Raw genomic sequence first — 26,879 nt, 5'->3', positions numbered from 1 at the left:
AGTGACGACCTTTTTATATTTTTTCGTAGAAGAATGTATCGAAGCGCTGAAGATTATAACGTTCAGGTGTTAAAATTTGTTCAGTACTACCAACAAATAATACGCCGCCTTTTCGTAAAGCACGACTAAACTTTTCATAAAGTTTTACCCTTGCTTCTTCAGTAAAGTATATCATTACGTTGCGACAAATGATTAAATCGTAATTTGTATCGAACGACTGCATTAACAGGTCATGCTGCTTGAACGTCACGTTTTGCTTAATGTTTTGATGTAATGAATATATATCATTTTCTTTTGTGAAATGACGCTCTTTTAAATCGGCAGGTAATTCTTTTAAAGAACGTTCTGTATATTGACCGCGTTTTGCAGTTTCTAAAATGTGAAAATCAAGATCTGTTGCTTGTATTTCAAAACGATATGGAGCTAGGTGCTTCGATAAAATTAAAGAGAGTGTATATGGTTCTTCACCGGCAGCGCAAGCGGCACTCCATACTTTTAATTTTCCGTTATTTTGTTCGAGTAATTTTGGTAGTGCTTTCGTCTCTAACGTTTGCCAACGTTCTTTATTTCTAAAAAACTCTGAAACGTTAATTGTAATATAGTCAATAAAACCTAAAAATAACTTTTGATCGGTACGTAAATTGCTTAGAAAACTAGTGTAGTTCTCAAAGCCCTTTCTCGAAATAAAAGCATCGATTCTACGACGCATTCTATCTTGTTTATAGGAAGCGATATCCATATTGAATTGTTGTTTAAAACTTGCGATAAAATGATCATAATCTTGTTCAATTATCATATTTATAATAGGCACAATAACGATATTGTGCCTCCCCCTTTACATCATACGGATTTTTTGTTCAAAGTTTTTTTTCATCTGTTTTTCATGTAAACCTGGTAAATCATAAATAACAGCATCAATTCCTGCTTCTTTTGCAACGTCAACGGGAATGACAGATGTATGCTTGTCCCCATTATAAAAACAGAGAACTAAATCGGTATCTTCGATTATTTGTTTTACAAAAAACATATAATCTGATCGGTAAATGGAGTCGGAAGGATGATCAAAAGCGACATACTCGGCTCCGTGTTTTTTTAAGTAATCAACGACCTCTTGAAATTCATCTGTTAATGCTTGTAACGGCTGTAGCGTGTAAAGGCATAAATTTTGAGCGAGTCTTTCGTTTTCGATGAAAAAACGAAGAATCTCATTTTCGATAGATTTATAACATAATATGTAAATTTTATGTTTGTGAGCATAGTCAGTTAAAAATTTTTTTATTTCTTCTTGATCTAATGCTGTTAATTGATTTGAACCACAAAGAAAAATATTCATAGATTTGTGCCACCTCATGCTAAATTGTAACATATCTTTTATAAAAAATAACTGCAAAATATTAGTGTTCAGAGTATAATTATAAATAACTGGATTTTACGATTAAGTTTAGGAAGAAATAAAAAAATAAATAGGTGATATATATGCTACGTTCGATCTCGCATAATCCAATTTTATCGCATATACCGCCTGCTACTCAAATGCCGAAAGAAGCAAATGTCAGGACAGGACTTGCATTTTCGGATAATTTGCATGCAGATCCGAAAAAAGATAAATTGCTAGAACAAATGGAAGCATTTGTCGATAACATTGGAGAAATTAAAGAGAAAATTGAAATGGAATTAACGCTTGATAATGTAATGGAATACAAAAATACAGTAAAATCATTTTTGAATTTTTACGTAGATAATGTATTGCAATATAAAGATGTCATGTCTCGTCATCCGCGTTATGGATATTCACAGAAAATGACGATTGTGAAACAGGCGGAAATGGGATTAAATGAGTTAGAAGATGTTATGAATTTAATTAATACGAAAACGGGACATTTAGAAATGTTAAATCAGATTGGAGAAATCCACGGTTTAATTGTAAATTTAGTCTTGTAAAAGGGAAGGAAACGATATGTACATACAATTATATGAAAAGCTCGTTATTATTCAAAAAGCATATGAAAACATTCAAACGCTTGGAGAACAAATATATGAGAATTTGAAACATAAAAATGTAAATGCAGTTCAAAAATTGCAAGTAGAGCAATTGCAGTACATAGATGGTTTAAAAGGATTATCAAGCTCGTTTGAAGAAATGGTTATTCAGTTTTGTAAAGAAAAGGGGATTGAGCCGTTTCGCGTAAGTGCATTATTTTCGCATTTTTCTAACGAAGAAATTGAAAAAATGGAAGAATTACAAAAAAATGTAGCTGAATTAGAAGAGAATGTAAAAATGATTCTTTTGAAAAATCAATATTACTTAAACGTACTATTAAAAACTACAGAAAGTATTGTGGATTCCGTTTCTGAATATAATTTAGAACGAAACAATAATTCACAAATCTTTATGAACGAACTATTGTAAAGGGGAAGTGAAACATTATGAGACTGTCTGATTATAATACACCGCTATCGGGTTTGTTAGCGGCACAAATGGGATTACAAACGACGAAACAAAATTTATCAAACATTCATACGCCTGGTTATGTGCGTCAAATGGTGAATTACGGATCGGCTGGAGCAAGTCAGGGCTATTCACCAGAACAAAAAATAGGTTACGGTGTACAAACGTTAGGCGTTGACCGTATTACAGATGAAGTGAAGACGAAACAGTTTAACGATCAATTATCTCAACTCTCTTACTATAACTACATGAATTCGACTTTATCACGTGTAGAATCTATGGTTGGAACGACAGGGAAAAATTCACTATCTAGTTTAATGGATGGCTTCTTTAATGCTTTTCGTGAAGTTGCAAAAAATCCAGAACAACCAAATTACTACGATACATTAATTTCTGAAACTGGGAAGTTTACAAGTCAAGTAAATCGTTTGGCAAAAAGCTTAGATACAGCAGAAGCACAAACGACAGAAGATATTGAAGCGCATGTCAATGAATTTAATCGTCTTGCTGGCAGCTTAGCGGAAGCGAATAAAAAAATTGGACAGGCAGGTACACAAGTGCCAAATCAACTTTTGGATGAACGTGATCGTATCATTACAGAAATGTCTAAGTATGCAAATATAGACGTGTCTTATGAATCTATGAATCCTAATATCGCAAGTGTTAGAATGAATGGTGTTTTAACAGTAAATGGACAAGATACATATCCACTTCAATTAAATAAAGAAAAAGAACCAATGACTGCTGAAATTTACGGTTCGGAAATTCCTTTAACGAGTGGAGCAATCCAATCAGCGATCGATACGAAAGCGAAGATTGCTAGTTATAAGAAAAACCTTGAAGAACTAATGAGTTCTGTAAAGAATGAAGTGAACACAGTAATGGGGAAAGAGTTCTTCGTTGGAGATCAAGCGAAAGATATGAAATTAAACCCTGAATTTGCAAAAGATGTTTCGAAAATGAAAATATCAGCTGAAACAGCAAATAAACTAGCAGCAATTACAGATGGAAATTATAAAGAAGGTCTTTCTTATAAACAAGCATTAGATCAATTCGTAGTTGGTGTTGCATCTGATAAAAGTGCAGTGAATGCTTATCAAAAAATTCATGGAGATTTATTAGAGGGGATTCAGCAAGAAAAGATGGGTGTTGAAGGCGTTAATATGGAAGAGGAAATGGTTAATTTAATGGCCTTCCAAAAATATTTCGTTGCAAACTCTAAAGCGATTACTACGATGAATGAAGTGTTTGATAGTCTATTTTCGATTATTCGATAATGAGTGACAAAAGCGAGGGTCTTTTCTTTTATGTTTAAAGAGAGAGCCAGCAGAGTGTAGAAGCGGTCAGTGCCTAATAGTGGACCTAGCGGTGTGAAACCAGAGATACGGGGCGGTAGAGGGATAAGTTAGGTAAGGGGAGAGCCGGAAATAATTCTGGTTTCTTCTTCAAATTAATTTGAAATAGATAAAGGAGGAGATAGAAATGAGAGTATCTACATTTCAAAATGCAAGCTGGGCAAAGAATCAGTTAATGGATTTGAATGTGCAACAGCAATACCACCGAAATCAAGTAACTTCAGGGAAGAAAAACCTTCTTATGAGTGAAGATCCACTTGCAGCAAGTAAATCATTTGCGATTCAACATTCATTGGCGAATATTGAACAAATGCAAAAAGATTTAGCGGATTCGAAAAATGTATTAACACAAACTGAGAATACTTTACAAGGTGTTTTTAAATCTTTAACGAGAGCAGATCAATTAACAGTTCAGGCGTTAAATGGAACGAATAGTGAAAAAGAATTGAAGGCAATCGGTGCAGAGATTGATCAAATTTTAAAACAAGTTGTATATTTAGCGAATACGAAAGAGCAAGGTCGTTATATTTTTGGTGGTGATAGTGCGGAAAAGCCACCATTTACAGAAGATGGTACGTATCAAGGTGGACAAAATGATGTGAACTGGCAACTAAATGACGGTTATGAATTAAAAGCATTCCGTAACGGAGAAGCGTTATTATCCCCTGTTATAAAAACGTTAAAACAGATGAGTGAAGCGATGCAAAACGGTGACCAAAAAGCATTACAGCCTTTATTAGGAGAAAATAAGAAAAACTTAGATGGCATCATTAATCGCACAACTGAAGTTGGTTCGACAATGAACACAATGGAGACGTTTAAAACAATTTTAAGCGAGCAAAATTTAGCGCTTCAAGAAAACCGTAAAGAAATTGAGGATGTTGACTTAGCGGTAGCGATTTCTGACTTGGCGTATATTAATGCGACGTATGAAGCGACGCTTAAAGCGGTTAGCACGATGAGTAAAACGAGTATTTTAGACTACATGTAAAGAATAAGGAGTGAGAAATATGGCAGGAACGATAACAGGTATTGGCGGTAGACAACAGATTTGGAATCTCGGAAATAATATGATCGATACTTCTAACTTTGTTGAATTAGAAATGAATGCGTTAGATATGAGAAAAACGCCGTATACAACTGAAAAGAATAGTCTTTCACAAGATAAACTATTATATACAAGTTTAAAATCAGAATTCAGTTCTTTCACACAAACATTTAAAAATTTAGCGGCTTTTAAAGGAAATGAGAAAAAAGTAACAACATCACAAGACGGTTATATTAATGTCAAAGCTGATGGTGGCGCGATCGCTGGAACTTTTAATATGACGATTACACAACTTGCGCAGCGTCATCAAATAGCTTCTGATGAAATTAAAGATATAAATGCAAAGCTGAATAGAGATGAAACATTAAAACTAGGTGGTAAAGAACTAAAAGTAACATCTGATATGACATATAAAGATTTAATTAATAAAATTAATGATGGAGATTATGGTGTATCAGCTTATACGCTTGGAAATAAAATTTTTATGACCTCAAAAAAAGAGGGAGAAGATGGAGTAATTAATTTTAAGGACAATACATCTACATTGTTTCAAGATATAGGGTTAGCTAATAAGGATGGCGAAGCGGTTAATGTAATCAATAAAGCGCAAAATGCTGAATATACGATTAATGGTATCGAAGGCAAGAGCTCTACCAATACAATTGAAACACTTCCAGGTGTGAAAATTGAATTATTGAAAGTAACTGAGCCGAAAGTAGAAGGAACACCAGATGCAGGTACAACAACAGAACCAAAAGCAAAAGGCATAGATCTAAAATTTACAGTAAGTGACTCAAACGTAACAGACGCAGCAAATGTTATTAAAAAAATGGTTGCGGATTATAATAAAGCTGTTTCTACAGTAGATATCTTTGCTGGTAAAGGCGGGGCGTTCCAAGGGCAAGCTATTATGCAAAGTGTGCGTCAAGCTATGAACAATGTTGTAACATTTTCACAAGATGGTAATTACTTATTCTCATTTGGTATTCAATTAAAACAAGATGGAACGATGGAAGTTAATGACGAAGCATTAACGAAAGCGTTAAAAGAAAAACCGGATGCAGCGAAGCAGTTTTTCTTTAGTTCTAACGGTTTAGGAAAAATGATGGAAGAGCCACTTGATAAGTTATTTGGTGATAAAGGTGTAGTCGGAGAGAGAGTAAAAAGCATTGACTCACGTGTAAGTGATTTAGATAAAAAGATTAAAGATATTGAGACGCAAAACTTGCAAAAACAAGATGAAATTGTGAAGAAGTATCAAAAACTAGAGAGTACATTAGCGGCGCTAGATAGCCAATTAAAAACAATTAAAGCAATGACAAAACAAAAAAGTGATGATTAATGAAAGGTAAGGAAGTGATTGTATGCAAGCATGGCAACGTTATATGCAAAATGATATTATGACGAGTAATCCGATTAAAAATACAATTTTTATTTATGAAAGATGCATTGTAGAGTTTCGTAATTTAGAAGAACTGCTACATGCTTTTAAACTACAAGAAGGAGATGCACTTCTTGAAAAGTTAGAACGTATTTTTGAAGAATTGAAGCTTCAATTAAATCCTGAAATTACGAAGGATTTATATGATAGTTTATATGGCTTATATGATTGGATTAGCATTCAAATTCAAACAATGAAAGTAACGCGTGAAGCAAAAGACATTGATGCGATTGTGAAAGTGTTACAAGATTTAATAGATGGTTACCGCGGAGCACTTGAAAATGAACAATGATATTTATCGGACGTTTGTCGGCTGTTTTAATGAAATCGGTGAATTGCAAGTGTCAGATGAAGAGTTTGCTGAGAAGAGTGAAATGTTAAATCGCTGGATGATGACATTGGATGAGGAAACGCGTGCGCAAGTTGCAGCAGAAGTAAGTCCATTCATTATTAAGGCGGCACAGCATATTCGAGATAAGCAAAAGATTTTGGAAGAAATGATTATGACAAATGATGGGCGCATGAAAGCTAATTCATTTTACGGTAAATTTTAGTGATAGAGTATAGAAACGGATTCCCCCTTTAAGAGGGGATCCATTCCTTTATTTAAATAAAGATTTCCGCTGATTGAGGTTTCATTTTATGACTGTAATGAAAAAATAGTAGTAATCTAAATAATGTGAAAATAAACTTTAGTTTGTAGACCATATAGTGAAATGTTTTATAGATTATTGCGTATATACAGTTTTTTTGTATTCTTTTTTATATTTTTGTATTTTTCTAAAGACAACAATGGAAAAATGGAATAAAATATGTAAGGGTACATGATTGTTAATATTTTAATAAACGCATATAAGAAAATAAATAATGAAGTGAAACTTCCATCAGTGGATCATTAAGTTAAAAAAGAAAGGGTGTGGAATATGCCAGATTTAGTGAGTGATGTAGGCCATTATATGAATTATTTAGTGACGAAACGAAATACTGTTTCTAGTAATATTGCAAATGCGAATACACCCGGCTATAAAGCGCAAGATGTAACATTTGCTGAGCAAATGAATAAAAGTAGTGCATTATATAAGAACAATGCTGCAGACTTAAAGGGCAATCCAGATTTATATCAAACGAATGAAATGCACTTACCGACAGTAAATACGAAAAATACATATGCAAAGATTCAAACAAAATCAATGCAAACGAATAAAGATGGAAATAGTGTGGATGTAACGACAGAAATGCTAGATTTAATGAAAGCAAATCAGTTATACGGTATTTCAATTAACGCGATTAATACACAATATGCAATTAACCAAGCGGCACGCGGACGTTAAAAGTAGAAGGAGAGACAACGATGTTTCAGGCAATTAATGCAAGTGGCTCAGGACTAACGACAGCCAGAAAGTGGATGGAAGTTACTTCAAATAATATTGTAAATGCAAATACAACGGCGGCTCCGGGGGCAGATTTATATGAGCGTCGTAGTGTAGTGCTAGAATCAAACAATGGTTTTGCAAATATGTTAGATGGGTCTCCTACTAATGGGGTAAAAATAAAAAGTATTGAAGCAGATAAAACTGAAAACTTAGTGTATGACCCGACACATCCACATGCAAATGAAGAAGGATATGTACGTTATCCAAATATTGATGTGACTGCTGAAATGACGAATGTAATGGTTGCCCAAAAAATGTACGAAGCAAATACAAGTGTATTGAATGCGAATAAAAAAATGCTTGATAAAGATTTAGAAATTGGCCGAGGATAAGGGGGAATATAGTAATATGAAAATCCAACCAATGTTAAATACGCAACCATTTGGAGCAATTCAGTCAATTGGTGCACCGAAAACTTCTCAAACATCAGTAGTTGAGGGGAAAAAGTTTATCGATTTATTGGAAGATATGAATCAAACACAAAACAATGCGCAAACAGCGGTATATGATTTACTAACTAAAGGGGTAGGAGAAACGCATGACGTTTTAATTCAGCAAAAGAAGGCTGAGTCTCAAATGAAAACGGCTGCTCTCGTACGTGATAATCTTATTGAAAATTATAAGTCACTAATTAATATGCAAATTTAGGAAAGTGGACGGGTGTGTTTAAATGGAAAAGATAAAAAATGTTATCCAATCGTTAAAAACGTGGCATAAGTTAGTAATCGGTGCTGCGCTTTTAGCGATTGTAACAGGAGCACTTTTATACTTCACCTTGCCAGATAAATATGTTGTTGTATATCAAAATTTAAATGATGCAGATAAGCAAGAGATTACAGCAGAATTATCAAAGCTAGGTGTCGATTATCAGTTAGCGGCCGATGGATCGATTCGTGTGCAAAAAAATGATGCTCCATGGGTACGAAAAGAAATGAATGGGTTGGGCTTACCGTTTAATTCTAAAAGCGGTGAGGAAATTTTATTAGAAAGCTCGCTCGGTTCAAGTGAGCAAGATAAAAAAATGAAGCAAATTGTCGGTACGAAAAAGCAATTGGAGCAAGATATTGTAAGAAACTTTGCGACAGTTGAAACGGCGAATGTTCAAATTACATTACCTGAAAAAGAGACAATTTTTGATGAAGAAAAAGCAAAAGGAACAGCTGCGATTACGGTTGGTGTAAAACGTGGTCAATTATTAACTGCTGATCAAGTTGCGGGTATACAGCAAATGATTAGTGCAGCAGTTCCTGGGGTGAAAGCAGAAGAAGTAAGTGTGATTGATAGTAAAAAAGGTGTCATCTCAAAAGGGGCAGATGAAGCGCATTCTACTAGTTCCTCTTCTTATGAAAAAGAAGTAGAGATGCAGCATCAAATTGAAGGTAAATTAAAGCAAGATATTGATGCAACGTTAATGACGATGTTTAAACCAAATGAATATAAAGTGAATACGAAAGTATCTGTAAACTATGATGAAGTTACACGTCAGTCAGAAAAGTATGGTGATAAAGGTGTGCTTCGTAGTAAACAAGAGCAAGAAGAGAGCTCTACTGCACAAGAAGGAGCAGAGACGAAGCAAGGCGCTGGTATTACAGCGAATGGCGAAGTACCAAACTATGGTACGAACAATAATCAAAATGGTAAAATCGTCTACGATAATAAAAATGGTAACAAAATTGAAAACTATGAAATAGATAAAACAGTTGAAACAATTAAGAAACACCCAGAATTAACGAAAACAAATGTTGTAGTATGGGTAGACAACGATACGTTAGTAAAACGAAAAATAGATATGACTACTTTCAAAGAAGCAATCGGCACAGCTGCTGGGCTTCAAGCTGATCCGAATGGAAACTTTACAAACGGTCAAGTTAACGTTGTAACTGTTCAGTTTGATCAGCCGAAAGAAGAGAAGAAGAAAGAACCAGAAGAAAGCGGCATAAACTGGTGGTTATTCGGTGGAATTCCAGCTGGTTTATTAGCGATTGGTGGTTTAGTATGGTTCTTCTTAGCAAGACGTAAGAGAAAGAAAGAAGAAGAAGAGGAATATGAAGAATACTTAGAAGAAGAGGAAATTGCTGCAAGTAATGAAAGTATTATGGAAATTCCTGAAGAGAAAATAGTACCAGAGCCAAAACCAGAACCAGAAGAACCGAAAGAACCGACGTTAGATGAACAAGTGCAGGATGCTACGAAAGAACATGTAGAAGGAACTGCAAAAGTAATTAAAAAATGGTTAAATGGACAGTAAGGGAGGAACAACGATGTTAGATGAAATCTCCTCCAAAGAAAAAGCTGCCATCCTTATTCGTACATTAGAAGAAGGGGTGGCAGCAAAAGTCATTGAATATATGACGGCTGAGGAAAAAGAAGTATTACTTCGTGAAATCGCGAAGTTTCGTGTATATAAACCGGAAACGTTAGAAAATGTACTAGGGGAGTTCTTGTATGAATTAAATGTAAAAGAATTAAACCTAGTGACTCCAGATAAAGAATATATTCGTCGCATATTTAAAAATATGCCAGAAGACGAACTAGAAAAATTATTAGAAGATCTTTGGTATAACAAAGATAATCCGTTTGAATTCTTAAATTCACTTACAGATTTAGAACCACTTCTTACTGTACTCAATGATGAATCGCCACAAACGATTGCGATTATCGCTTCTTATATTAAACCGCAGCTTGCTTCTCAATTAATTGAGAGATTACCAGATCATAAGCGAGTAGAAACGGTAATGGGGATTGCGAAGCTAGAGCAAGTAGATGGTGAATTAATAAATCAAATTGGGGATTTATTAAAATCAAAATTAAATAATATGGCGTTTAATGCAATTAATAAAACAGATGGCTTGAAAACAATAGTAAACATTTTAAATAACGTTTCACGAGGTGTTGAAAAAACAGTCTTTCAAAAGCTGGATGAAATGGATTATGAGTTATCTGAGAGAATTAAAGAAAATATGTTTGTCTTTGAAGACTTACTTGGTCTTGAAGATCTTGCGCTTCGCCGTGTATTAGAGGAAATTACAGATAATGGTGTTATTGCGAAAGCACTTAAAATTGCAAAAGAAGAAATTAAAGAGAAATTATTTACATGTATGTCTTCAAACCGTAAAGAGATGATTCTAGAAGAATTAGATGGCTTAGGACCGCTTAAGATGACGGATGCTGAAAAGGCACAGCAAACGATTACAGGCACAGTGAAAAAGCTAGAGAAGGAAGGAAGAATTATCGTTCAAAGAGGTGAAGATGATGTCCTTATTTAAAAACAGAATTCCGAAGAATTCTGTTTCTTTTTCTGAAGAAACGTATGAATTACAATTTCCAAAACCAATACCAGTTCACGTAGAAGAAGAAATACAAGTAGATCATGAAGAACTTCTTGCGCAGCAACAATCGTTACATGTTGAGTTAGCTCAGCTAAGACAAGAGCAGCAAATATTAGCACGAGAGCGTCAGCAGTTATTACATGATCAAGAGCAATTTCAAATACATGTACAGCAACAGATGAAAGAGATAGAATCCGCACGTATACAGTTTCAAAAAGAACAACAAGAAACAGCGTACGAATGGACGGAATTATTATGGGATCAATCTTTTCAACTAGCCGAAAAAATTGTGAATCAAGCAGTAGATGCTAGATTGCTTGATGTGTTACCTATTTTAACTGGCATCGTTCAAACATTGCCTACTTCGTTTGAAAAACTAGTTATTACTGTACATCCAGAAACATTTGAACGTATTCAAGAAGAGAAGGAAAATACGAAAGAATATTGGTTACTACAATTAGTAGAATGGAAATATGATTTCTCCTTACAGTTCGGTGAATTTGTTCTAGAAGAAGAGAAAGAGTTCTTTGAATTTAAATTTGCACCTATATTTGCGAAACTTCGCCAGAAATGGGAAGAAGAGAAATTATTTGAGGAGCAAAATGTATGAATCGACTATTAATGAATGAAAACCAAAAATGGAATACATTTATTGAAACGCCGTTTTATACGAAAGTCGGTAAAGTTCATAGTGTACAAGAACAGTTTTTCGTAGCGAAAGGGCCAAAGGCGAAAATTGGAGATGTTTGTTTCGTTGGGGAACATAATGTTTTATGTGAAGTGATTGCGATTGAAAAAGAGAACAACATGTTACTCCCGTTTGAACAGACAGAAAAAGTATGTTACGGAGATTCAGTTACACTAGTTTCAGAAGATGTTGTTATACCTAGTGGCAATCATTTGCTCGGAAAAGTGTTAAGCGCAAATGGTGAAGTGTTAAATGAGAACGCTGAAAACATTCCATTGCAAAAAATAAAACTAGATGCCCCGCCTATTCATGCATTTGAACGTGAAGAAATTACCGATGTATTTGAAACGGGAATCAAATCTATTGATTCCATGTTAACAATTGGCATCGGTCAAAAAATTGGTATCTTTGCAGGTTCTGGTGTTGGTAAATCTACTTTACTCGGAATGATTGCAAAAAACGCAAAAGCTGACATTAATGTTATTAGTTTAGTAGGAGAACGTGGCCGAGAAGTAAAAGACTTTATTCGAAAAGAATTAGGTGAAGAAGGAATGCAAAAAAGCGTCGTTGTTGTAGCGACATCAGATGAAAGTCACCTAATGCAACTTCGTGCAGCGAAGCTTGCGACATCTATTGCTGAATATTTCCGTGATCAAGGTAATAACGTACTACTTATGATGGACTCTGTTACTCGTTTTGCTGACGCGCGTAGAAGTGTTGATATTGCGGTTAAAGAGTTGCCGATCGGTGGTAAAACACTCTTAATGGAAAGTTATATGAAGAAACTATTAGAGCGCTCTGGGAAAACACAAAAGGGATCCATAACAGGTATTTATACCGTACTCGTTGATGGAGACGATTTAAACGGTCCTGTACCAGATTTAGCACGTGGTATTTTAGATGGACATATTGTATTAAAGCGTGAACTTGCAACGCTGAGTCATTACCCTGCTATTTCAGTGCTAGACTCAGTGAGTAGGATTATGGAAGAAATCGTTTCGCCAACTCATTGGCAACTTGCAAATGAAATGAGAAAAATCTTATCTGTTTATAAAGAAAATGAATTGTATTTTAAATTAGGGACGATTCAAGAAAATACAGAAAATGCTTATATTTTTGAATGTAAAAACAAAGTAGAAGGTATAAATACGTTTTTAAAACAAGGTCGATCAGATCGTTTCCAATTTGATGATATTGTTGAAGCGATGCACCATATCGTATAAGACCTCTGCCCAAGAGGTCTTATTTTTTTGTTTTTTAATATTTCACAGATTTTTTTGGAAAAAAACTATATAATAGAAAAAGAGAGCGTTATAATAGGAAGGGGCTATAAAAACAGGTGGATAAGCAGCAGTACGACACGATAAAGTTGCAAATAAATCAAGAAAAAGAACAGATTTTGAAAGAAGTGTATGAATTAACAGCTGAAAAAAGAAAAATAGAACAAAAAAAAGAATATGATTTATATGTAGTAAAATCGCGTAGTAAAGTCGTACAAACTGGGCAACGTATAATGGCTGGTATGCTTTCCTCACATACGTTTTCACCTGAAAGAATAGAAGAATGGAATCGGAAAATTAAAAAAACGGAAGATTTTATTCAAAAAAATGAAAGCCTTTTAGAACAAGTAAAAGAAAAAGAACGTGTCATTGATGAGATGTATCAAGAAGGTTGTAGAAAGCTTGCTAAAGTACGAGAAAAGCAGGAAGAAAAAATGCTTCTTGATTTGAAAATGTGTATGAATGGATGAGGTGAATATAGTGATACAGTCTGTATTACCGGTGCAACAAAGTTTACCTCCGCAAAAAGAAAAAGGGCTAGAAGTACAATCAAAAAGTGAAGATTCTTCATTCGATCGTACGATGAGAATGGAAAATAAAAAGCAGCCGAAAACGGAGAAAATGAAACGAGAAGAAGCACCAAAAGAAGAAAAAAAAGAATATATTCTTTCTAAACAATCAGTAACGAAAGAAGAGCCAATTGTAAAGAAAGAAGAAAAAAAAGAGACAGAACAGTTGTTATTAGCTGTATCTGAGCAAATGGTTGCAATTGAACAATTACGTGTGCAGCCAGAATTGTTATATCAATACATACAAAAAATACAAGAGCTGTATAAAGAATATGGAAATATAAAACTTAACGAATTACCTGCAGCTGAATTACAACAATTACAAGAGCTCCTTTCAAATATGAATATCAAAAATGCTATATGTTTAGAAGATACAATGCAAACGGTATTAGATAAAGTGACGATGCCAGAGCAAACGATGCAAGTATTGAAAGTAGTAGAAACAGAAACTTGTAATATTGCAAAGAAACAAGAAGAGTCCAAAGAATTAGATGGAGATCTTCCGAAAGCTGAGAGCGATGATGTAAAGATAGAGTTGCCAGAAGGTGATGTATTCAACGATTCAAGTTCTGCGGGTGCGGAGTTATTAAATAAAGCAACGAGTACCGATTCAATAGGGAAATCTAATAGTGGCGCTGAGAAAGTTTCATTGCCTGATTTAGGAAAGAAAATGGAAGCACAAGTAGAAGCACTGCAAAAATTTGTAGTGAAACAAGAACGTGTTTTATTTCAGTTAAATCCAGAAAAACTCGGTACATTAACAGTGTTTATGAAAAAGCATGGAGATCAAATTGATGTTCACGTAGAAATGGAAAAACACGATGCGAAAAAACGGGTTGAAATCATTTTTGATGAATTGAGACTGAAGTTAAAAGAAAAAGAAATCAATATTCAAATTAGCTATTCAGATAAAGATGAAAATCGAAAAGAACAGCGAGAACAAGAGCAAAGACAAAAACAAAAATTAGCAAGTCCGAAACATGAAAAACAACATGCAAAAGAATTTGCGGGATTATTGGAGGAATAAAGTGTGCCAACAGTTGGATTAAATACAACGAGTACAAATCATATTCCGTTACAAGCAGGAGCACAAACAAAAAATGCATCTTTTACTGGTGCACAGTCGACAGCTCAACAAGCAAACGGAGTATCAGCAAATACTCAAAAAACACCCGGTATTATGGATAAAGATGATTTCCTGAAACTTTTCTTAGCAAGCTTTCAACATCAAGACCCGTTTAATGCGATGGATATGAACCAAATGATGAACCAAACAGCACAGCTATCGCTTATGGAGCAAGTACAGAATATGACGAAAGCAGTAGATAAACTGCAATCAACGATGTATTCGACGGCTCTTGATGGAGGGATGAAGTTTTTAGGAAAGTACGTTAGAGGTGTAAGCAATAATGGAAAGCAAGTGACTGGTCAAGTGGAAACAGTTCGACTTGCTGAAAATAACGATGTGCAACTTATTGTTGATAATCAAGTTGTCTCACTTCGTTTCATAGAGAGGGTTTCTGATAAACCGATAACAGAAACTAATCCGGAAGATGAGAAGAAAGATGATATAGAAAAAAATGAAGAGGTTAAGCAAGATTAATAAAAGGAGTGTACAAAGGTTATGATTAAAGCGTTATATACAAGTATTACAGGGATGAATGCAGCACAAAATGCATTAAGTGTTACTTCAAATAATATTGCAAATGCACAAACAGTTGGCTATAAAAAACAAAAAGCGATTTTTGATGATTTGCTATACAATAATACGGTTGGTTCACGTGGTGATGGTGCTTATGCTGGCACGAATCCAAAGAGTATTGGTAACGGTGTAAAGTTCAGTGGGACATCTACAGATTTTAGTGATGGTTCTATTACTTTAACTAGTGATAAGATGGAGACAGCGATAGAAGGAAACGGTTTGTTTTTAGTTGGTGATCGTAATGCTGGAAATGTAGAGTATACGAGAAAAGGGTCTTTCGGTGTATCGAAAGATAACTATGTTACAACTACAGGTGGACAGTATGTGCTAGGTTATGGTGTGAAAACAGGAACACAAGAAATAGATTTTTCTTCACGACCAAGCCCAATTCATATTCCGATGGGATCAGCTGTTGGTGGGATTCAAACAGATAAAGCGACAATAGGTGGAAACCTTCCTAGAAACCAAAATGCATTATCTCACGAATTCACAGTTTTTGATGCGGAAGGAAACTCGTTAACGTTACGTGTAAATATTAAACAAAAGACTGAATCAGAAACTGTAGATGGTAAAGTAGTTGAAAAGCCGAAGGCAGGTGAATATACATATTCAGTTTCTGTAAGGAATGATTCTAAAAACGAAAAAGAATTTAAGCCTATTGAAGGCATGCCGGACGACAAACCCCTTATATTTGATAATTTAGGAAATTTAAAGCAAACAGATGAACCTGTACAAAAAGATCCAGTAACTGGTGAAATTACTAAAGGTGGATCGATTAAAATTCCTTTTGGTAGTGGTCTAACACTTGATTTAAGCGGATTAACAAATTATCCAACGGGGAAAACTCTTTCTACCACAGAAGTAACGGGGCGTCCAGCTGCAATTGCAAATGACTACTCTATTTCTGACGGTGGTTTCGTTATGATGAAATATTCAGATGGTAGTATGAAAGTTGTAGGACAACTAGCTGTAGCTACATTCCCGAATTCAGGTGGATTAATGAAAACAGGGAATGGAAATTACGTTGCGACACCATCAGCGGGTATTCCAGGAATAGGTGTTGCTGGTGAGAATGGTGCAGGTAATGTACGAGGGTCAGCAAAAGAAAGTTCAAACGTAGATTTATCTGTAGAATTTGTTGATTTAATGCTTTATCAACGTGGATTCCAAGGAAATGCGAAAGTAATTAAAGTGTCAGATGAAGTATTAAATGAAGTTGTAAACTTAATTCGATAATATATCATAAAGTAAAATTGTAATGTAGTAGAAAGGGTTTTTTATTCGTATGACGACAAGACAAGAGCGAATTTTACAATTGCCTTTTTTCGAAAATAAACGTGAACTTGCTGAGCAAGTGTTAAAAATGGAACGAGAAGAGCATATATATTTACCTGATCAATTTGAAATTAAGCAAGTACCTCCATATTCATTTGGCGAAAAGCAATCAATCATTGGCCGTATTCATGAGTTTTATTTCGTAAGTGTTGGTAGTGAAGGAGAATGGAAGTATCAACTGTTTAAGGACGAGATGAAGTGCCGTGAGTTTTTTATTACACTATCAGGGATAACGGATCAGCAGATTGCATTTTGGTTCAATAACATCGAGTTATTGAAAAGGTCTTAAAAGACTTTAAAAGCTCTTTTTTAGGTTTTGAGAGAGGTCCTGGCGGAGTGTGGTGGCGGTTAGTGCCTATGTGGTGCTCGACTGGTGTGTAAGACCAGAGATATGGAGAGTTACTAGGGTAGTTTAAGAGGATTTAAGCGAAGTGTAGTTGCAAAAATGGATCGATGAAAGGTTACTGGGATGGTTAATCGTTTTATGGCAGACCAGTGCCTTTTGGATAGTTTGTGATGATAGATTTTTATAAAAGGAGAGGTGAGGAGGATGGCGCAGAATAAGTATCGCGTTACATTCATTTCGCCAAGTGAGGTTGAGCAGCGGACTGTTATGGCGGCGAGTAGTTTGCCGGATTTAATTCGTAAAGTAGAGAGTATTATTGCAGATCCGAACGGTTATTTTGTAAATGATAAAAAAAATAATTGCTATTTTAAAGTGATTAAAGATAATGTTACGTTTATTCAATATGAGTTACTATTTTCGGATAAGGAAATTCATATTGAAAAATTAAAACATATAGCACCAGCTATATTGAAACAATTATTTAAAAAAATAAATGATCCAGAATTATATGCACTTGCGCTACTTGATGTTGATATAGCCACGAAAGAATATGTGCTAGAAGAAATGGATCCAGAGCTAAGAATAAGGGTAGAAACGGAGCTTTCGAAAAAGTGGGAAGCAATGCCGACAGAAATTGTAGGAGCACAAGAAGTGTTATTAGAGGCACTTGCTTCGTTTATACAAGATTAATTGTCTTTTGAAATAAATGAATCGTCCAACTATCTATATTTTTTATATAGATAGTTGACTTTTTCTCTTTTATAAAGCTTAATAATTAGATATACGGAATTAATGGAAGGGGAGCGACACCTTTATGTCACAAGCACAAAGTATTTTATTAGAAAGCGGAACAAATGAATTAGAGATTGTTACATATACTGTTGGTGAAAACCTATTTAGTATTAACGTAATGAAAGTACGTGAAATCATTAATCCATTCCCTGTTACAACTGTGCCAGAATCTCATCATGCAGTTGAAGGTGTTGTTCAAGTACGCGGTGAAATTTTACCTGTTATTAACTTAGCGACAGCTCTTAATTTAAAATCGACAAAGCCACTTGATCAAACGAAATTTATTATTTCAGAATTAAATCAAATGAAAGTTATTTTCCGTGTTGATGAAGTGCATCGTATTCAACGTATTTCATGGGAACAAATTGATGAACCAGCTTCATTGTCTATGGGACTAGAAGAAACGACATCTGGTATTGTAAAGCTAGATGGGCAAATTATTTTGCTATTAGATTATGAAAAAATTGTATGTGAAATTAGTGGTACTGGTTATGACAATAAATCACTTGCAGGGTTAGAACAGAAAACAGATCGAGCTGAAAAAGTGATTTATATTGCAGAGGATTCAGCAATGCTCCGCCAAATATTAGAAGAAACATTATCATCAGCTGGATATACGAAAATGAACTTCTTCAGCAATGGTGCAGAAGCGTTAGCACAAATTGAAAAATTAGCGAAAGAGCAAGGGGAAAAAATGTTTGAACATATTCACTTGCTAATTACGGATATTGAAATGCCGAAAATGGATGGACATCATTTAACGAAAGTGGTTAAAGATAGTGAAGTAATGAATCGTTTACCGGTCATTATTTTCTCTTCATTAATTACAAATGAATTATTCCATAAAGGCGAAGCTGTAGGAGCAAATGCTCAAGTAAGTAAGCCAGATATTCAAGAGTTAATTGGTTTAGTAGATAAGTTAGTGCTTTAAAAGCTTCTTTTTAGCTGGAATAGAGGAACTAGCCATGTGTGGAGCGGTCAGTGCTTAATAGAGCCCCATGCCATGTGAGACCAGAGATATGAAGTGGCTTTAGGTAAATGGGGGAAGTTGGGCATCAAGAGAGTTTGAGAGGAACTGGTGTACCATTTCATTTTATTTATCAAGTCGAGAGTAGAGTATCTAGCTATGTGTGGTGGCGGTCAGTGCCTAATAGAGCCCTATGCGATGTGAGACCAGATATATGGAGTGGTTTTAGGTCAGTAGAAGAAAAGAGCCTTTAATTGAGGGTTTGAAGAACTGATATACAACTCTATTTTTTTAGTAGGGAGGAGGAACTAGCCACGTGTAAGTAGTACTGGCTAGTTCCTTTTTTGCATTCTATACTCTGCTGTACAGGTAGGAAGATTAAACGTTTCTGGAGTGTTTGTGGCTTTATGAATAGTCTCTACTTCGAGATTTTCAATTCGTTTAATGAATAAATAGCGAACTTGTTTTTTGAAAATATAAGAGAGCGTACGTTTGGAATATGCTAGTAAGTTTGCGTAGTAACGCAAACTTTTTCGGTGAAAATACATCCGAAATACCATATAATATAATTAATATGTAATTATGCATATTAATTAAAAATAATTTTTCTATTTCTATACTTTCTATACATTTTTGTATGTTTATTATTTGACAGATAATTTCGAAATGTTATAATATGGATATGAAAAAATTGCTATTTTCTGAAAAGACATGGGAGTCAGATGAGAATTGTGAAAGGATGAGGGGAGAGTGACACAGATTATGTATCACCACACAGCAATCAATGTATTAAGTCTTTTACAAAACATGTCAAATAATAAAATGAACGATATGCAACTAGAAGCGGAATTTAAAAAAATAGAAAAACAATTCCAAGTAAAATATGAAGAACTAGTTGATTTATATAATAGAATGGTATTATTTCAAATAGATATAGAAAAACATGGCGGGATGCGAGCATATGAAAAATCAGAGATTACATGGCTGAAGTCTGAGCTAGAGTTACTGTATGAAGTGTATCAATTTTCCCAACGTCACGGTTTAAACATTATTAATATTTCAAAATACGTTAGTAAAAAAGAACTAAATCTTTTTCCAAAAACAGAAAGTCAATTGCAAAATACGTATTACAAATTAAAAAAATGTGAAATACCGTTTGAAAATATTGAAAAACAAAAACCAGGACGAAAGCGAAAATATACACCTGTAAAAGAATCGATTGTTGAGATAAAAAAAGAAAACAAGCAAGAGTTAAGAGAAGAGGTTCAAAATACAGAGAATGAAAAAAGCCTTGTAACAGTTATATCTGGTATTGTTGATAATTTTGAAACGATAAGCCATTGTAGTGAAAGAAAAGAGCATGAACTACATCAGTTTATGGAAGGAATCTATAAGCTTTCTAGCATGGCTGCAGAGCGTTCAAAAGATGAAAAGAATGCTCGTGGTCTCGAAGGCGAATTACATGTATTACGAGCTGAAAATGAAAGGATTAAGCGAGAAAAGGAAGAGCTTGTTCATGATATAAAAGAAATGACGCATCATTTAATTCATTTCATTACGAGTTCTGATATCGATCAAATTCGCACATTGCCTTTCTTTGTAAAAGAATGTAAACAAGATTTGCATAAATTAGGGTTATATAACGCACAAGACGGTAAAATGAAAATTATGGTTGATCGCAGTGGACAGGTTATGACTGTAACGCAGTAATAAAATTTGGGTACAAAATAAAAGGGAGATACATAGTTTATATGTATTTCCCTTTTGTTTTGTATGGAATCGTTTCAAAGAAGGAAGATGATTTTTTTAAGATTGTAGTAACTTGGAAACCATTTGCGGTATTTGATTTGCTTGTGAAACCATACTAAGTGCAACTTCAGTTAACAATTTAAACTTTAAAAAATCGCTCATTTCCTGCGCCATATCCGCATCTTCAATTCGGGATGCAGCATCTGTTAGGGCCATACTTTGGCTATTTAAATTTTCAATATTAAACTGTAAACGGTTGATCATAGCCCCGAGGTCAGCGCGGTGAAGTGATACATTTTGTAAAGCTTCTTCAATTTTACGAATCGCCGCTCTTGCTTCTTGTTCTGTTGAAATGTTGATGTCATGTTGTGTAGGGGAAGGGGAGATATGTTTCGTTACATTTACCGTATGACCAATATCATCTAACGTAACAGGCCGGTTTTGTCCGTCAAATACGGATAAATCATTAAACTCAGTCGTCTGGCCAATATAGCCAATTTGTTCTGTTAAAGACTGAAACTCTTTATTCAGTGAATCACGGTTTTTATTTGAATTTGTACCATTAGCAGATTGAACAGCTAAATCACGCATACGCTGTAAAATATTCGTCACAGTTTGAAGAGCAGCTTCTGCTGTACGTAGCATCGATATCGCATCCTCATTATTTCGAATGGCTACGCGCATACCACTCGCTCGTGCATGCATACGAGTCACAATTGCAACATTAGCTGGATTATCAGAAGCATGATTCAACTTCTTACCAGTCGCCAAATGCTCCATAGCAACATTCATACGTTTTTCATTCTCATATAGTGATTGCCTAGCATTCATACTCAAAACATTCGTACCAATACGCATAATAGACACTCCTTATCTTATAGATTTATATATGGGCTTAAAGCCTATAAACAGCTAGGAAAAGAAAAAGAGACTTATGCTTATCTTCTAGTTGTGTTTTAACATGAGAGGGGATAAAGATAGGCACTGACCGCTTCTACGCCACGCGGATGCTCTCTCCCATCAAAAAAAGGAAGGTTTTACAAAAAATAAACCTCTCCGCAAGCAGAGAGGTTTATTCATGAAGCTAACTCAAATGGTTTATTGTAATAATTTAGAAACCATTTGTGGAGTTTGGTTTGCTTGAGAAAGCATGCTGATACCAGCTTCGTTCAAGATTTTGAACTTAGTCATTTCAGACATTTCTTTCGCCATGTCAGCGTCTTCTACTTGAGAAGCAGCAGATGCCATGCTTGATGCTTGGCTCTTAAGGTTGTTTACGTTAAAGTCTAGACGGTTTAACGTAGCACCTAGAGTCGCACGATTGTCAGCAACTTTTGTAAGGGCAGCGTCAATTGCTGCAATTGCATCAGATGCATTTGGTTTAACAGCAGCTTTAGTAATTTCTTTATCTGCTGCAGGTTTCATTGAATCTGCAAACGTTGTTCCAATAAGTTGAGCAGCAGATAGAGTTGGAGAATTTTCATCGAAAAGATCAATCTTATTTTGTACTGTTGTAATATCTGCATCACTCATTAAAGGTTGGATATTTTTAAATGCTTCTTTGAACTCTTTAACAGCATCTTTGATAACAGCATCTGAGCTACCTGTACCAGGCTGAGGTGTTCCATCACCATTTAAAGTAGGCCCTGTTAAATCTGCTAAAGCTTGTTTTGCGTTCGCAAATCTTTCAAGGTCGCCTTTTGCAGAATCCATTTGTTCAGCAGTTATTTTAGAAGTTTCGTTTTTACCTGCAATTGGTGTTGTGCCACTAATTGTCAGTGTATTGATTTCTAGTGCTTTAGTAGAAGTATTGGATAAATTAATATTAATTTGTTTGCTAGTATCGGCATTATCTAACGTTTGAACTGCGATAGATTTGTTAGAACCATCAAGTAACTTTTTGTCATTAAACTCAGTATTTTTAGAGATATAATCAATTTGTTCTTTCAATGCATTAAATTCTTTATCTAATGCTGCTTGGTTTTTATCTGTATTTGTGCCATTTGCAGATTGGTTAGCAAGGTCACGCATACGAAGTAAGATGTTAGAAACTGAGTTCATTGCTGAGTCAGCTGTACGGATTAAAGAAATACCGTCTTGTGTGTTGTTAGCTGCAACACCTAATCCGCTTTCACGTGCACGCATACGAGTTGCGATTGCAAGACCTGCTGCATCGTCAGAAGCGTTGTTAATTCGTTTACCGCTTGATAAACGGTCCATAGCAGTACTCATTTTAGCTTGGTTTTGGCGCATGTACTCTTGTGTACGCATGCTATTAATGTTTGTATTAATTCTCATGATTAAGAACCCCCATTTTTTTATATTGACTTTTCTGCAAATTGAAAAACGGTAATATGCGAAAAAATCAATTTCGAGATTTATTGTAATCCCTGTCATAGCGGGTGTCAACTAAAAATTCGAATTAATAAATATAAAAAAATAACAGTTTAACAATATATTCATTTTTTTATTACAATATTATTAAAAGGATTATTGCAAACTTTAAAAAAAAACTCTAATATTAGATTATCTTTGTTTACCGAAAAGGTGATATTATGATAGTTGGAAATATAGTAAAAGAAGTGCTTGCATATAAGAAAGGACAAATTCAGCAAAAGCTAAGTAGTCCACAAGCATTCGTTAGTAGTCGTTTTCAAGAGAAGTTGCAGAGTGAACCTGCGAAGGAGACGAAGGCTACTACGCAGCCGGCAAGTGTAGAGGATATGAGTCAGCCGGTACAATCTACGAAAATAGAAACGGTCGTAAATAAAACGGAACAATCTATTCATAAAGTAGAGGAAGCGAGTAAGTCTGAAGAAAAGGCTGAAATGAAGAATGTAGATGAAGTGCAAGTCGCGCAAAAAGAGTTTGAACGACGTTTCCCAGAAACGAAAAATGAGGCTGCTGATACGTGGGGATTAACGAAGAAGTATAATATTCAAAAAATACGTTCTTCCAATGAAGGGAAGTATGAGGATATTATTGATCTTGTAAGTCGTACATACGGAATTCCGAAAACGTTAATTCAAAAAATGATTGAAGTAGAATCTGATTTTAATCCGAAAACGGTGTCACATGCAGGTGCGAAGGGTCTTATGCAGCTTATGCCAGAGAATGTGAAAGAGATGGGTATAAAAAATCCATTTTCACCAGCTGAAAGTATTGAGGGCGGCGTGAAAGAGTTAAGCGGTTATTTGAAGAAAAATAACGGCGATCTCGTACTAGCGCTTGCATCTTATAATGCAGGTCCTGGTAATGTGAGAAAGTACGGGGGCGTACCACCATTTAAAGAAACGCAAGGATATATTAAAAAAATATTAAATATCGACGTTTCAAAATAAGAGGTTTCATATATAGAGAGAACATGAAATTTTCGTGAACATGATATGGGAGTTGGCTAGATTTGAAATTACAAGATGATATTCCGTTAACAATTTATTTTGAAATCGGAAATACGAAAAAGAAAATTGAAGATTTGCTTCATATTACGAAAGGTACATTGTATCGTCTTGAAAATTCAACGAAAAATACGGTGCGTCTTATGCTTGAGAATGAAGAGATTGGAACCGGAAAGATTTTGACGAAAAACGGGAAGATGTACGTTGAAATCGTTGAATTGAAAAGGTAGGGAAGGGGATTGTCATGAGTGGCGAAAAATTAAGCCAAGAGCAAATTGATGCCCTGCTGAAGGCGGTAAATGAAGGCGAGGAAATGCCAGCTTTCGCACAAGAAGCAGGAAAGCAAGAGAAATTTCAAGAGTATGATTTTAATAGACCGGAGAAGTTCGGTGTTGAGCATTTACGTAGCTTGCAAGCAATTGCTTCTACATTTGGTAAACAGACGTCACAGACGTTGTCAGCGCGTATGCGTATTCCGATTGAGTTAGAGCCTTCTACGGTTGAGCAAGTTCCATTTACGAGTGAGTATGTGGAGAAAATGCCGAAAGATTACTATTTATATTGCGTTATTGATCTTGGCCTTCCAGAGCTTGGGGAAATTGTTATTGAGATTGATTTAGCATTCGTTATTTATATTCATGAATGTTGGCTTGGCGGAGATAGTAAGCGTAACTTTACGATGCGCAGACCACTTACCGCATTTGAGTTTTTAACACTGGATAATATTTTTATGCTCCTTTGTAAAAATTTAGAGCAATCATTTGAAAGCGTTGTTGCGATTGAACCAAAATTTGTAACGACGGAGACAGACCCGAATGCATTAAAGATTACGACAGCAAGCGATATTATTTCATTATTGAATGTAAATATGAAAACGGATTTTTGGAATACGACGGTGCGCATCGGAATTCCGTTCTTATCTGTTGAAGAAATTATGGATAAGTTAACATCTGAAAATATTGTGGAACATTCTTCAGATAAACGTAAGAAGTATACGTCTGAAGTGGAAGTGAAAGTAAATCAAGTGTATAAACCTGTTCACGTTGCAATTGGTGAGCAAAAGATGACAATGGGTGAGATTGAACAAATTGAAGAAGGCGATATAATTCCGCTCCATACGAAAGTTTCGGATGAATTACTTGGTTATGTAGATGGAAAGCATAAATTTAATTGTTTTATTGGAAAAGATGGAACGCGTAAGGCGCTCTTATTTAAAAGTTTTGTAGAGTAGGAGGATCCATATGAAGCATGAAGTATCTCCTGTGTCATTAATGGGATTAGAAGATTTTGCAGGAAAGCGAAATGAAGTAAGTAAAGCACATATTGATACTGTTTCAGATATTTCGATTGAGCTTGGTGTAAAGCTTGGAAAGGCATCTATTACGCTTGGTGACGTGAAGCAATTAAAAGTTGGCGATGTTCTGGAAGTAGAGAAAAACTTAGGACATAAAGTAGATGTATATTTAAGTAATATGAAAGTCGGCATCGGGGAAGCAATCGTAATGGATGAGAAGTTCGGTATTATTATTTCTGAAATTGAAGCTGACAAGAAGCAAGCTGCGCTTATGAAAGCGCAAAGTCAAATGCAAGATAAAGAGTAGAGGAGGAGTCATATGTCGTATATGACGACCTTATTTCAAGTCGTTTTACTGTTTGGTGCGCTCGGCTACGGTGCATATTATATGACGAAAAAGACGCGCAAGCAGCAGTTTTTTAAACAAGGTGAAAATGGCCATATTCAAGTGAAGGACGGCGTTTATTTAAATCATCAAACGAGCGCCTTTTTATTTGAAGTAGACGGCAAGCAAGTGTTCACTGTTATTAGTAATAACGGTGTACAGTCTGTGCAATTAACAGGAACAGGAAATCAGTTTCAACAAGCGCTAGAAGACGCGGTGAAGAGTGAAACGAAAAAAGTAGAGGATCCATCATGAGAATAAAGAAACAGTTATCGTTATTAGCCGTTATTTTCGTATTTTCTATCGTTTTTTCAATTATTTTTGTAAATCCAGCGTATGCAGCCCAAAACGGTTTTATTAATTTCGAAAATGGAAAAGAGTTTACGAGTAATTCAAGTGTGCAGTTATTTGCGCTCGTTACCCTTTTATCATTATCTTCATCTATCGTTCTATTATTTACACACTTTACTTATTTTATGATCGTTCTTGGGATTACACGTCAAGGACTTGGGGTAATGAATTTACCACCAAACCAAGTGCTCGTTGGACTTGCCTTATTTTTATCACTCTTTACGATGCAGCCTGTACTTGGGCAGCTAAAGAGCGATGTGTGGGATCCGATGACGAAAGAGAAAATAACAGTAAGTCAGGCTGCGGAAACGACAGCGCCGATTATGAAAGAGTATATGTCAAAGCATACGTATAAGCATGATTTAAAAATGATGCTGAAAGTGCGCGGAGAAGAGTTGCCGAAAGATTTAAAGGATCTATCCTTATTTACGCTCGTACCATCCTTTACGTTAACGCAAATCCAAAAGGGATTGTTAACAGGGATGTTCATTTATTTAGCGTTTGTATTTATAGATTTGATTATTAGTACACTGTTAATGTACCTCGGGATGATGATGGTACCGCCGATGATTTTAAGTTTACCGTTTAAAATACTCGTTTTCGTATATTTAGGTGGATATACAAAAATCGTCGACATTATGTTTAAAACGGTCGCCTGAAGCGTTTGATGCTATGTGATAGGAGTCATATAAATGAATACGTCACCAATTATAGATATTTTTCAAACCTTTTTTTATAAAGGGGTTATGATTTTAATGCCGGTTGCCGGCGTTAGTATGATTGTCGTTATTATCATCGCTGTCATTATGGCAATGATGCAAATTCAAGAACAAACGCTGACGTTTTTACCGAAAATGGCGAGTATTGTACTCGTTATTATCATTTTAGGTCCGTGGATGTTTCAAGAGTTAACGACGCTTATTTTAGATTTATTTGATAAAATTCCATCGCTATTGCGTTCGTACTAA

At 35.1% G+C, this 26,879-nt stretch carries 33 protein-coding genes; 29 read left to right on the top strand and 4 right to left on the bottom strand.

What is annotated here, in order from left to right:
- Positions 1-13: 13 nt before the first annotated feature.
- Entirely contained in the window at positions 14-796 is a 783-nt protein-coding gene (gene cheR / locus ACTFRS_RS10030) for a protein-glutamate O-methyltransferase CheR (RefSeq protein ID WP_000582884.1), read from the bottom strand.
- A 39-nt stretch (positions 797-835) separates the two neighbouring features.
- Entirely contained in the window at positions 836-1,333 is a 498-nt protein-coding gene (locus ACTFRS_RS10025) for a hypothetical protein (RefSeq protein WP_001020094.1), read from the bottom strand.
- A gap of 143 nt (positions 1,334-1,476) precedes the next feature.
- Between ACTFRS_RS10025 and ACTFRS_RS10020 the strand changes: the two genes are divergently transcribed.
- The 22 genes from ACTFRS_RS10020 (at position 1,477) to ACTFRS_RS09915 (ending at position 20,444) form a co-directional block, all read left to right on the top strand.
- Positions 1,477-1,941, top strand: a complete 465-nt coding sequence (locus ACTFRS_RS10020) for a YaaR family protein (protein ID WP_000946323.1) — start codon at positions 1,477-1,479, stop codon at positions 1,939-1,941.
- A gap of 16 nt (positions 1,942-1,957) precedes the next feature.
- On the top strand, positions 1,958-2,410 hold the full coding sequence (locus ACTFRS_RS10015) for a hypothetical protein (protein WP_000275896.1): 453 nt from the start codon (positions 1,958-1,960) through the stop codon (positions 2,408-2,410).
- A 17-nt stretch (positions 2,411-2,427) separates the two neighbouring features.
- Positions 2,428-3,726: a flagellar hook-associated protein FlgK gene (gene flgK, locus ACTFRS_RS10010; protein ID WP_440023684.1), complete on the top strand. Its 1,299-nt coding sequence runs from the start codon at positions 2,428-2,430 to the stop codon at positions 3,724-3,726.
- A 205-nt stretch (positions 3,727-3,931) separates the two neighbouring features.
- On the top strand, positions 3,932-4,795 hold the full coding sequence (locus tag ACTFRS_RS10005) for a flagellar hook-associated protein 3 (protein WP_087994377.1): 864 nt from the start codon (positions 3,932-3,934) through the stop codon (positions 4,793-4,795).
- 19 nt (positions 4,796-4,814) lie between these two features.
- Positions 4,815-6,194, top strand: coding sequence for a flagellar hook-associated protein 2 (locus tag ACTFRS_RS10000; RefSeq protein ID WP_139867943.1), 1,380 nt, complete (start codon positions 4,815-4,817; stop codon positions 6,192-6,194).
- Positions 6,195-6,216: 22 nt separating this feature from the next.
- Positions 6,217-6,585, top strand: a complete 369-nt coding sequence (locus ACTFRS_RS09995; protein WP_001149509.1) for a flagellar export chaperone FliS — start codon at positions 6,217-6,219, stop codon at positions 6,583-6,585.
- Positions 6,575-6,847 (top strand): hypothetical protein, encoded by a 273-nt coding sequence (locus ACTFRS_RS09990; protein WP_001058076.1) that lies wholly within the window; start codon positions 6,575-6,577, stop codon positions 6,845-6,847. The genes ACTFRS_RS09995 and ACTFRS_RS09990 overlap by 11 nt, the downstream gene beginning before the upstream one ends.
- A 369-nt stretch (positions 6,848-7,216) precedes the next feature.
- Positions 7,217-7,624, top strand: coding sequence for a flagellar basal body rod protein FlgB (gene flgB / locus ACTFRS_RS09985; RefSeq protein ID WP_002020944.1), 408 nt, complete (start codon positions 7,217-7,219; stop codon positions 7,622-7,624).
- 20 nt (positions 7,625-7,644) lie between these two features.
- Positions 7,645-8,058, top strand: coding sequence for a flagellar basal body rod protein FlgC (gene flgC, locus ACTFRS_RS09980; protein ID WP_139867941.1), 414 nt, complete (start codon positions 7,645-7,647; stop codon positions 8,056-8,058).
- A gap of 16 nt (positions 8,059-8,074) precedes the next feature.
- A complete protein-coding gene (gene fliE, locus ACTFRS_RS09975) occupies positions 8,075-8,374 on the top strand; it encodes a flagellar hook-basal body complex protein FliE (RefSeq protein ID WP_000701682.1) in 300 nt (99 codons plus the stop codon).
- Between the two features lie 22 nt (positions 8,375-8,396).
- On the top strand, positions 8,397-9,974 hold the full coding sequence (locus tag ACTFRS_RS09970; RefSeq protein WP_139867939.1) for a flagellar M-ring protein FliF C-terminal domain-containing protein: 1,578 nt from the start codon (positions 8,397-8,399) through the stop codon (positions 9,972-9,974).
- 13 nt (positions 9,975-9,987) lie between these two features.
- Positions 9,988-10,992, top strand: coding sequence for a flagellar motor switch protein FliG (locus tag ACTFRS_RS09965; protein ID WP_000883362.1), 1,005 nt, complete (start codon positions 9,988-9,990; stop codon positions 10,990-10,992).
- Positions 10,979-11,665: a FliH/SctL family protein gene (locus tag ACTFRS_RS09960; protein ID WP_440023688.1), complete on the top strand. Its 687-nt coding sequence runs from the start codon at positions 10,979-10,981 to the stop codon at positions 11,663-11,665. The genes ACTFRS_RS09965 and ACTFRS_RS09960 overlap by 14 nt, the downstream gene beginning before the upstream one ends.
- Complete coding sequence (fliI, locus tag ACTFRS_RS09955) at positions 11,662-12,966, top strand: flagellar protein export ATPase FliI (RefSeq protein ID WP_139867937.1); 1,305 nt, start codon at positions 11,662-11,664, stop codon at positions 12,964-12,966. Before ACTFRS_RS09960 ends, fliI begins: the two co-directional genes overlap by 4 nt.
- 116 nt (positions 12,967-13,082) lie before the next feature.
- Positions 13,083-13,493, top strand: a complete 411-nt coding sequence (locus tag ACTFRS_RS09950; protein ID WP_070168636.1) for a cytoplasmic protein — start codon at positions 13,083-13,085, stop codon at positions 13,491-13,493.
- A gap of 10 nt (positions 13,494-13,503) precedes the next feature.
- Complete coding sequence (locus ACTFRS_RS09945) at positions 13,504-14,619, top strand: flagellar hook-length control protein FliK (protein ID WP_042511913.1); 1,116 nt, start codon at positions 13,504-13,506, stop codon at positions 14,617-14,619.
- Positions 14,620-14,622: 3 nt separating this feature from the next.
- Complete coding sequence (locus ACTFRS_RS09940; RefSeq protein ID WP_440023691.1) at positions 14,623-15,195, top strand: flagellar hook assembly protein FlgD; 573 nt, start codon at positions 14,623-14,625, stop codon at positions 15,193-15,195.
- 21 nt (positions 15,196-15,216) lie between these two features.
- The gene (flgE, locus tag ACTFRS_RS09935) at positions 15,217-16,530 is read left to right on the top strand and encodes a flagellar hook protein FlgE (RefSeq protein WP_139867934.1); all 1,314 of its coding nucleotides are present in this window, start codon (positions 15,217-15,219) and stop codon (positions 16,528-16,530) included.
- A gap of 49 nt (positions 16,531-16,579) precedes the next feature.
- Positions 16,580-16,918, top strand: coding sequence for a DUF3964 family protein (locus tag ACTFRS_RS09930; protein ID WP_000213335.1), 339 nt, complete (start codon positions 16,580-16,582; stop codon positions 16,916-16,918).
- A gap of 261 nt (positions 16,919-17,179) precedes the next feature.
- On the top strand, positions 17,180-17,665 hold the full coding sequence (locus ACTFRS_RS09925) for a hypothetical protein (RefSeq protein WP_048551727.1): 486 nt from the start codon (positions 17,180-17,182) through the stop codon (positions 17,663-17,665).
- Positions 17,666-17,789: 124 nt separating this feature from the next.
- Positions 17,790-18,698 carry a chemotaxis protein gene (locus ACTFRS_RS09920; protein WP_000075958.1) on the top strand — a complete coding sequence of 303 codons (909 nt, stop codon included), beginning with the start codon at positions 17,790-17,792 and terminating at the stop codon, positions 18,696-18,698.
- Positions 18,699-19,496: 798 nt separating this feature from the next.
- Positions 19,497-20,444 (top strand): DNA-binding domain-containing protein, encoded by a 948-nt coding sequence (locus tag ACTFRS_RS09915; protein WP_440024587.1) that lies wholly within the window; start codon positions 19,497-19,499, stop codon positions 20,442-20,444.
- A 96-nt stretch (positions 20,445-20,540) separates the two neighbouring features.
- Here the strand turns inward: ACTFRS_RS09915 and ACTFRS_RS09910 are convergent, their stop codons facing one another.
- Both ACTFRS_RS09910 and ACTFRS_RS09905 read right to left on the bottom strand, forming a co-directional pair.
- A complete protein-coding gene (locus ACTFRS_RS09910; protein ID WP_440023694.1) occupies positions 20,541-21,341 on the bottom strand; it encodes a flagellin N-terminal helical domain-containing protein in 801 nt (266 codons plus the stop codon).
- Positions 21,342-21,581: 240 nt separating this feature from the next.
- Entirely contained in the window at positions 21,582-22,781 is a 1,200-nt protein-coding gene (locus tag ACTFRS_RS09905; protein ID WP_139867928.1) for a flagellin N-terminal helical domain-containing protein, read from the bottom strand.
- A 257-nt stretch (positions 22,782-23,038) separates the two neighbouring features.
- Here ACTFRS_RS09905 and ACTFRS_RS09900 point away from each other — a divergent pair, with 257 nt between their 5' ends.
- The 7 genes from ACTFRS_RS09900 to ACTFRS_RS09870 all read left to right on the top strand — a co-directional run bounded on the left by ACTFRS_RS09900 (position 23,039) and on the right by ACTFRS_RS09870 (position 26,879).
- Positions 23,039-23,824, top strand: coding sequence for a transglycosylase SLT domain-containing protein (locus ACTFRS_RS09900; protein ID WP_440023696.1), 786 nt, complete (start codon positions 23,039-23,041; stop codon positions 23,822-23,824).
- A gap of 62 nt (positions 23,825-23,886) precedes the next feature.
- Positions 23,887-24,111 carry a flagellar motor switch protein FliN gene (locus ACTFRS_RS09895; protein WP_000775712.1) on the top strand — a complete coding sequence of 75 codons (225 nt, stop codon included), beginning with the start codon at positions 23,887-23,889 and terminating at the stop codon, positions 24,109-24,111.
- Between the two features lie 14 nt (positions 24,112-24,125).
- Complete coding sequence (gene fliM / locus ACTFRS_RS09890) at positions 24,126-25,112, top strand: flagellar motor switch protein FliM (RefSeq protein ID WP_000012366.1); 987 nt, start codon at positions 24,126-24,128, stop codon at positions 25,110-25,112.
- Positions 25,113-25,122: 10 nt separating this feature from the next.
- On the top strand, positions 25,123-25,482 hold the full coding sequence (gene fliN / locus ACTFRS_RS09885) for a flagellar motor switch protein FliN (RefSeq protein WP_332280642.1): 360 nt from the start codon (positions 25,123-25,125) through the stop codon (positions 25,480-25,482).
- A gap of 12 nt (positions 25,483-25,494) precedes the next feature.
- Entirely contained in the window at positions 25,495-25,815 is a 321-nt protein-coding gene (locus ACTFRS_RS09880) for a hypothetical protein (protein ID WP_000121176.1), read from the top strand.
- Positions 25,812-26,570 (top strand): flagellar type III secretion system pore protein FliP, encoded by a 759-nt coding sequence (locus ACTFRS_RS09875; RefSeq protein WP_001220586.1) that lies wholly within the window; start codon positions 25,812-25,814, stop codon positions 26,568-26,570. Before ACTFRS_RS09880 ends, ACTFRS_RS09875 begins: the two co-directional genes overlap by 4 nt.
- A gap of 33 nt (positions 26,571-26,603) precedes the next feature.
- A complete protein-coding gene (locus tag ACTFRS_RS09870; RefSeq protein WP_001098085.1) occupies positions 26,604-26,879 on the top strand; it encodes a flagellar biosynthetic protein FliQ in 276 nt (91 codons plus the stop codon).

The organism is Bacillus cereus group sp. MYBK139-1, from assembly GCF_051916915.1.
In the GTDB taxonomy this organism is placed as follows: Bacteria; Bacillota; Bacilli; order Bacillales; family Bacillaceae_G; genus Bacillus_A; species Bacillus_A pacificus.
This window is presented reverse-complemented; position numbering and strand designations above follow the sequence as displayed.

Bases quoted from the DNA above. Each gene is read 5' to 3' on its own strand.
- ACTFRS_RS09995 (WP_001149509.1), top strand. From the start codon at position 6,217: ATGCAAGCATGGCAACGTTATATGCAAAATGATATTATGACGAGTAAT.
- flgC (WP_139867941.1), top strand. From the start codon at position 7,645: ATGTTTCAGGCAATTAATGCAAGTGGCTCAGGACTAACGACAGCCAGA.
- flgE (WP_139867934.1), top strand. From the start codon at position 15,217: ATGATTAAAGCGTTATATACAAGTATTACAGGGATGAATGCAGCACAA.
- ACTFRS_RS10015 (WP_000275896.1), top strand. From the start codon at position 1,958: ATGTACATACAATTATATGAAAAGCTCGTTATTATTCAAAAAGCATAT.
- ACTFRS_RS09875 (WP_001220586.1), top strand. From the start codon at position 25,812: ATGAGAATAAAGAAACAGTTATCGTTATTAGCCGTTATTTTCGTATTT.
- ACTFRS_RS10025 (WP_001020094.1), bottom strand. From the start codon at position 1,333: ATGAATATTTTTCTTTGTGGTTCAAATCAATTAACAGCATTAGATCAA.
- ACTFRS_RS09930 (WP_000213335.1), top strand. From the start codon at position 16,580: ATGACGACAAGACAAGAGCGAATTTTACAATTGCCTTTTTTCGAAAAT.
- ACTFRS_RS09900 (WP_440023696.1), top strand. From the start codon at position 23,039: ATGATAGTTGGAAATATAGTAAAAGAAGTGCTTGCATATAAGAAAGGA.
- ACTFRS_RS09920 (WP_000075958.1), top strand. From the start codon at position 17,790: ATGTCACAAGCACAAAGTATTTTATTAGAAAGCGGAACAAATGAATTA.
- fliN (WP_332280642.1), top strand. From the start codon at position 25,123: ATGAAGCATGAAGTATCTCCTGTGTCATTAATGGGATTAGAAGATTTT.
- ACTFRS_RS09965 (WP_000883362.1), top strand. From the start codon at position 9,988: ATGTTAGATGAAATCTCCTCCAAAGAAAAAGCTGCCATCCTTATTCGT.
- ACTFRS_RS10000 (WP_139867943.1), top strand. From the start codon at position 4,815: ATGGCAGGAACGATAACAGGTATTGGCGGTAGACAACAGATTTGGAAT.
- ACTFRS_RS09880 (WP_000121176.1), top strand. From the start codon at position 25,495: ATGTCGTATATGACGACCTTATTTCAAGTCGTTTTACTGTTTGGTGCG.
- fliI (WP_139867937.1), top strand. From the start codon at position 11,662: ATGAATCGACTATTAATGAATGAAAACCAAAAATGGAATACATTTATT.
- cheR (WP_000582884.1), bottom strand. From the start codon at position 796: ATGATAATTGAACAAGATTATGATCATTTTATCGCAAGTTTTAAACAA.
- ACTFRS_RS09970 (WP_139867939.1), top strand. From the start codon at position 8,397: ATGGAAAAGATAAAAAATGTTATCCAATCGTTAAAAACGTGGCATAAG.
- ACTFRS_RS09990 (WP_001058076.1), top strand. From the start codon at position 6,575: ATGAACAATGATATTTATCGGACGTTTGTCGGCTGTTTTAATGAAATC.
- flgB (WP_002020944.1), top strand. From the start codon at position 7,217: ATGCCAGATTTAGTGAGTGATGTAGGCCATTATATGAATTATTTAGTG.
- ACTFRS_RS09915 (WP_440024587.1), top strand. From the start codon at position 19,497: ATGTATCACCACACAGCAATCAATGTATTAAGTCTTTTACAAAACATG.
- ACTFRS_RS09960 (WP_440023688.1), top strand. From the start codon at position 10,979: ATGTCCTTATTTAAAAACAGAATTCCGAAGAATTCTGTTTCTTTTTCT.
- ACTFRS_RS09910 (WP_440023694.1), bottom strand. From the start codon at position 21,341: ATGCGTATTGGTACGAATGTTTTGAGTATGAATGCTAGGCAATCACTA.
- ACTFRS_RS10005 (WP_087994377.1), top strand. From the start codon at position 3,932: ATGAGAGTATCTACATTTCAAAATGCAAGCTGGGCAAAGAATCAGTTA.
- fliM (WP_000012366.1), top strand. From the start codon at position 24,126: ATGAGTGGCGAAAAATTAAGCCAAGAGCAAATTGATGCCCTGCTGAAG.
- ACTFRS_RS10020 (WP_000946323.1), top strand. From the start codon at position 1,477: ATGCTACGTTCGATCTCGCATAATCCAATTTTATCGCATATACCGCCT.
- ACTFRS_RS09905 (WP_139867928.1), bottom strand. From the start codon at position 22,781: ATGAGAATTAATACAAACATTAATAGCATGCGTACACAAGAGTACATG.
- ACTFRS_RS09870 (WP_001098085.1), top strand. From the start codon at position 26,604: ATGAATACGTCACCAATTATAGATATTTTTCAAACCTTTTTTTATAAA.
- ACTFRS_RS09925 (WP_048551727.1), top strand. From the start codon at position 17,180: ATGGCGCAGAATAAGTATCGCGTTACATTCATTTCGCCAAGTGAGGTT.
- fliE (WP_000701682.1), top strand. From the start codon at position 8,075: ATGAAAATCCAACCAATGTTAAATACGCAACCATTTGGAGCAATTCAG.
- flgK (WP_440023684.1), top strand. From the start codon at position 2,428: ATGAGACTGTCTGATTATAATACACCGCTATCGGGTTTGTTAGCGGCA.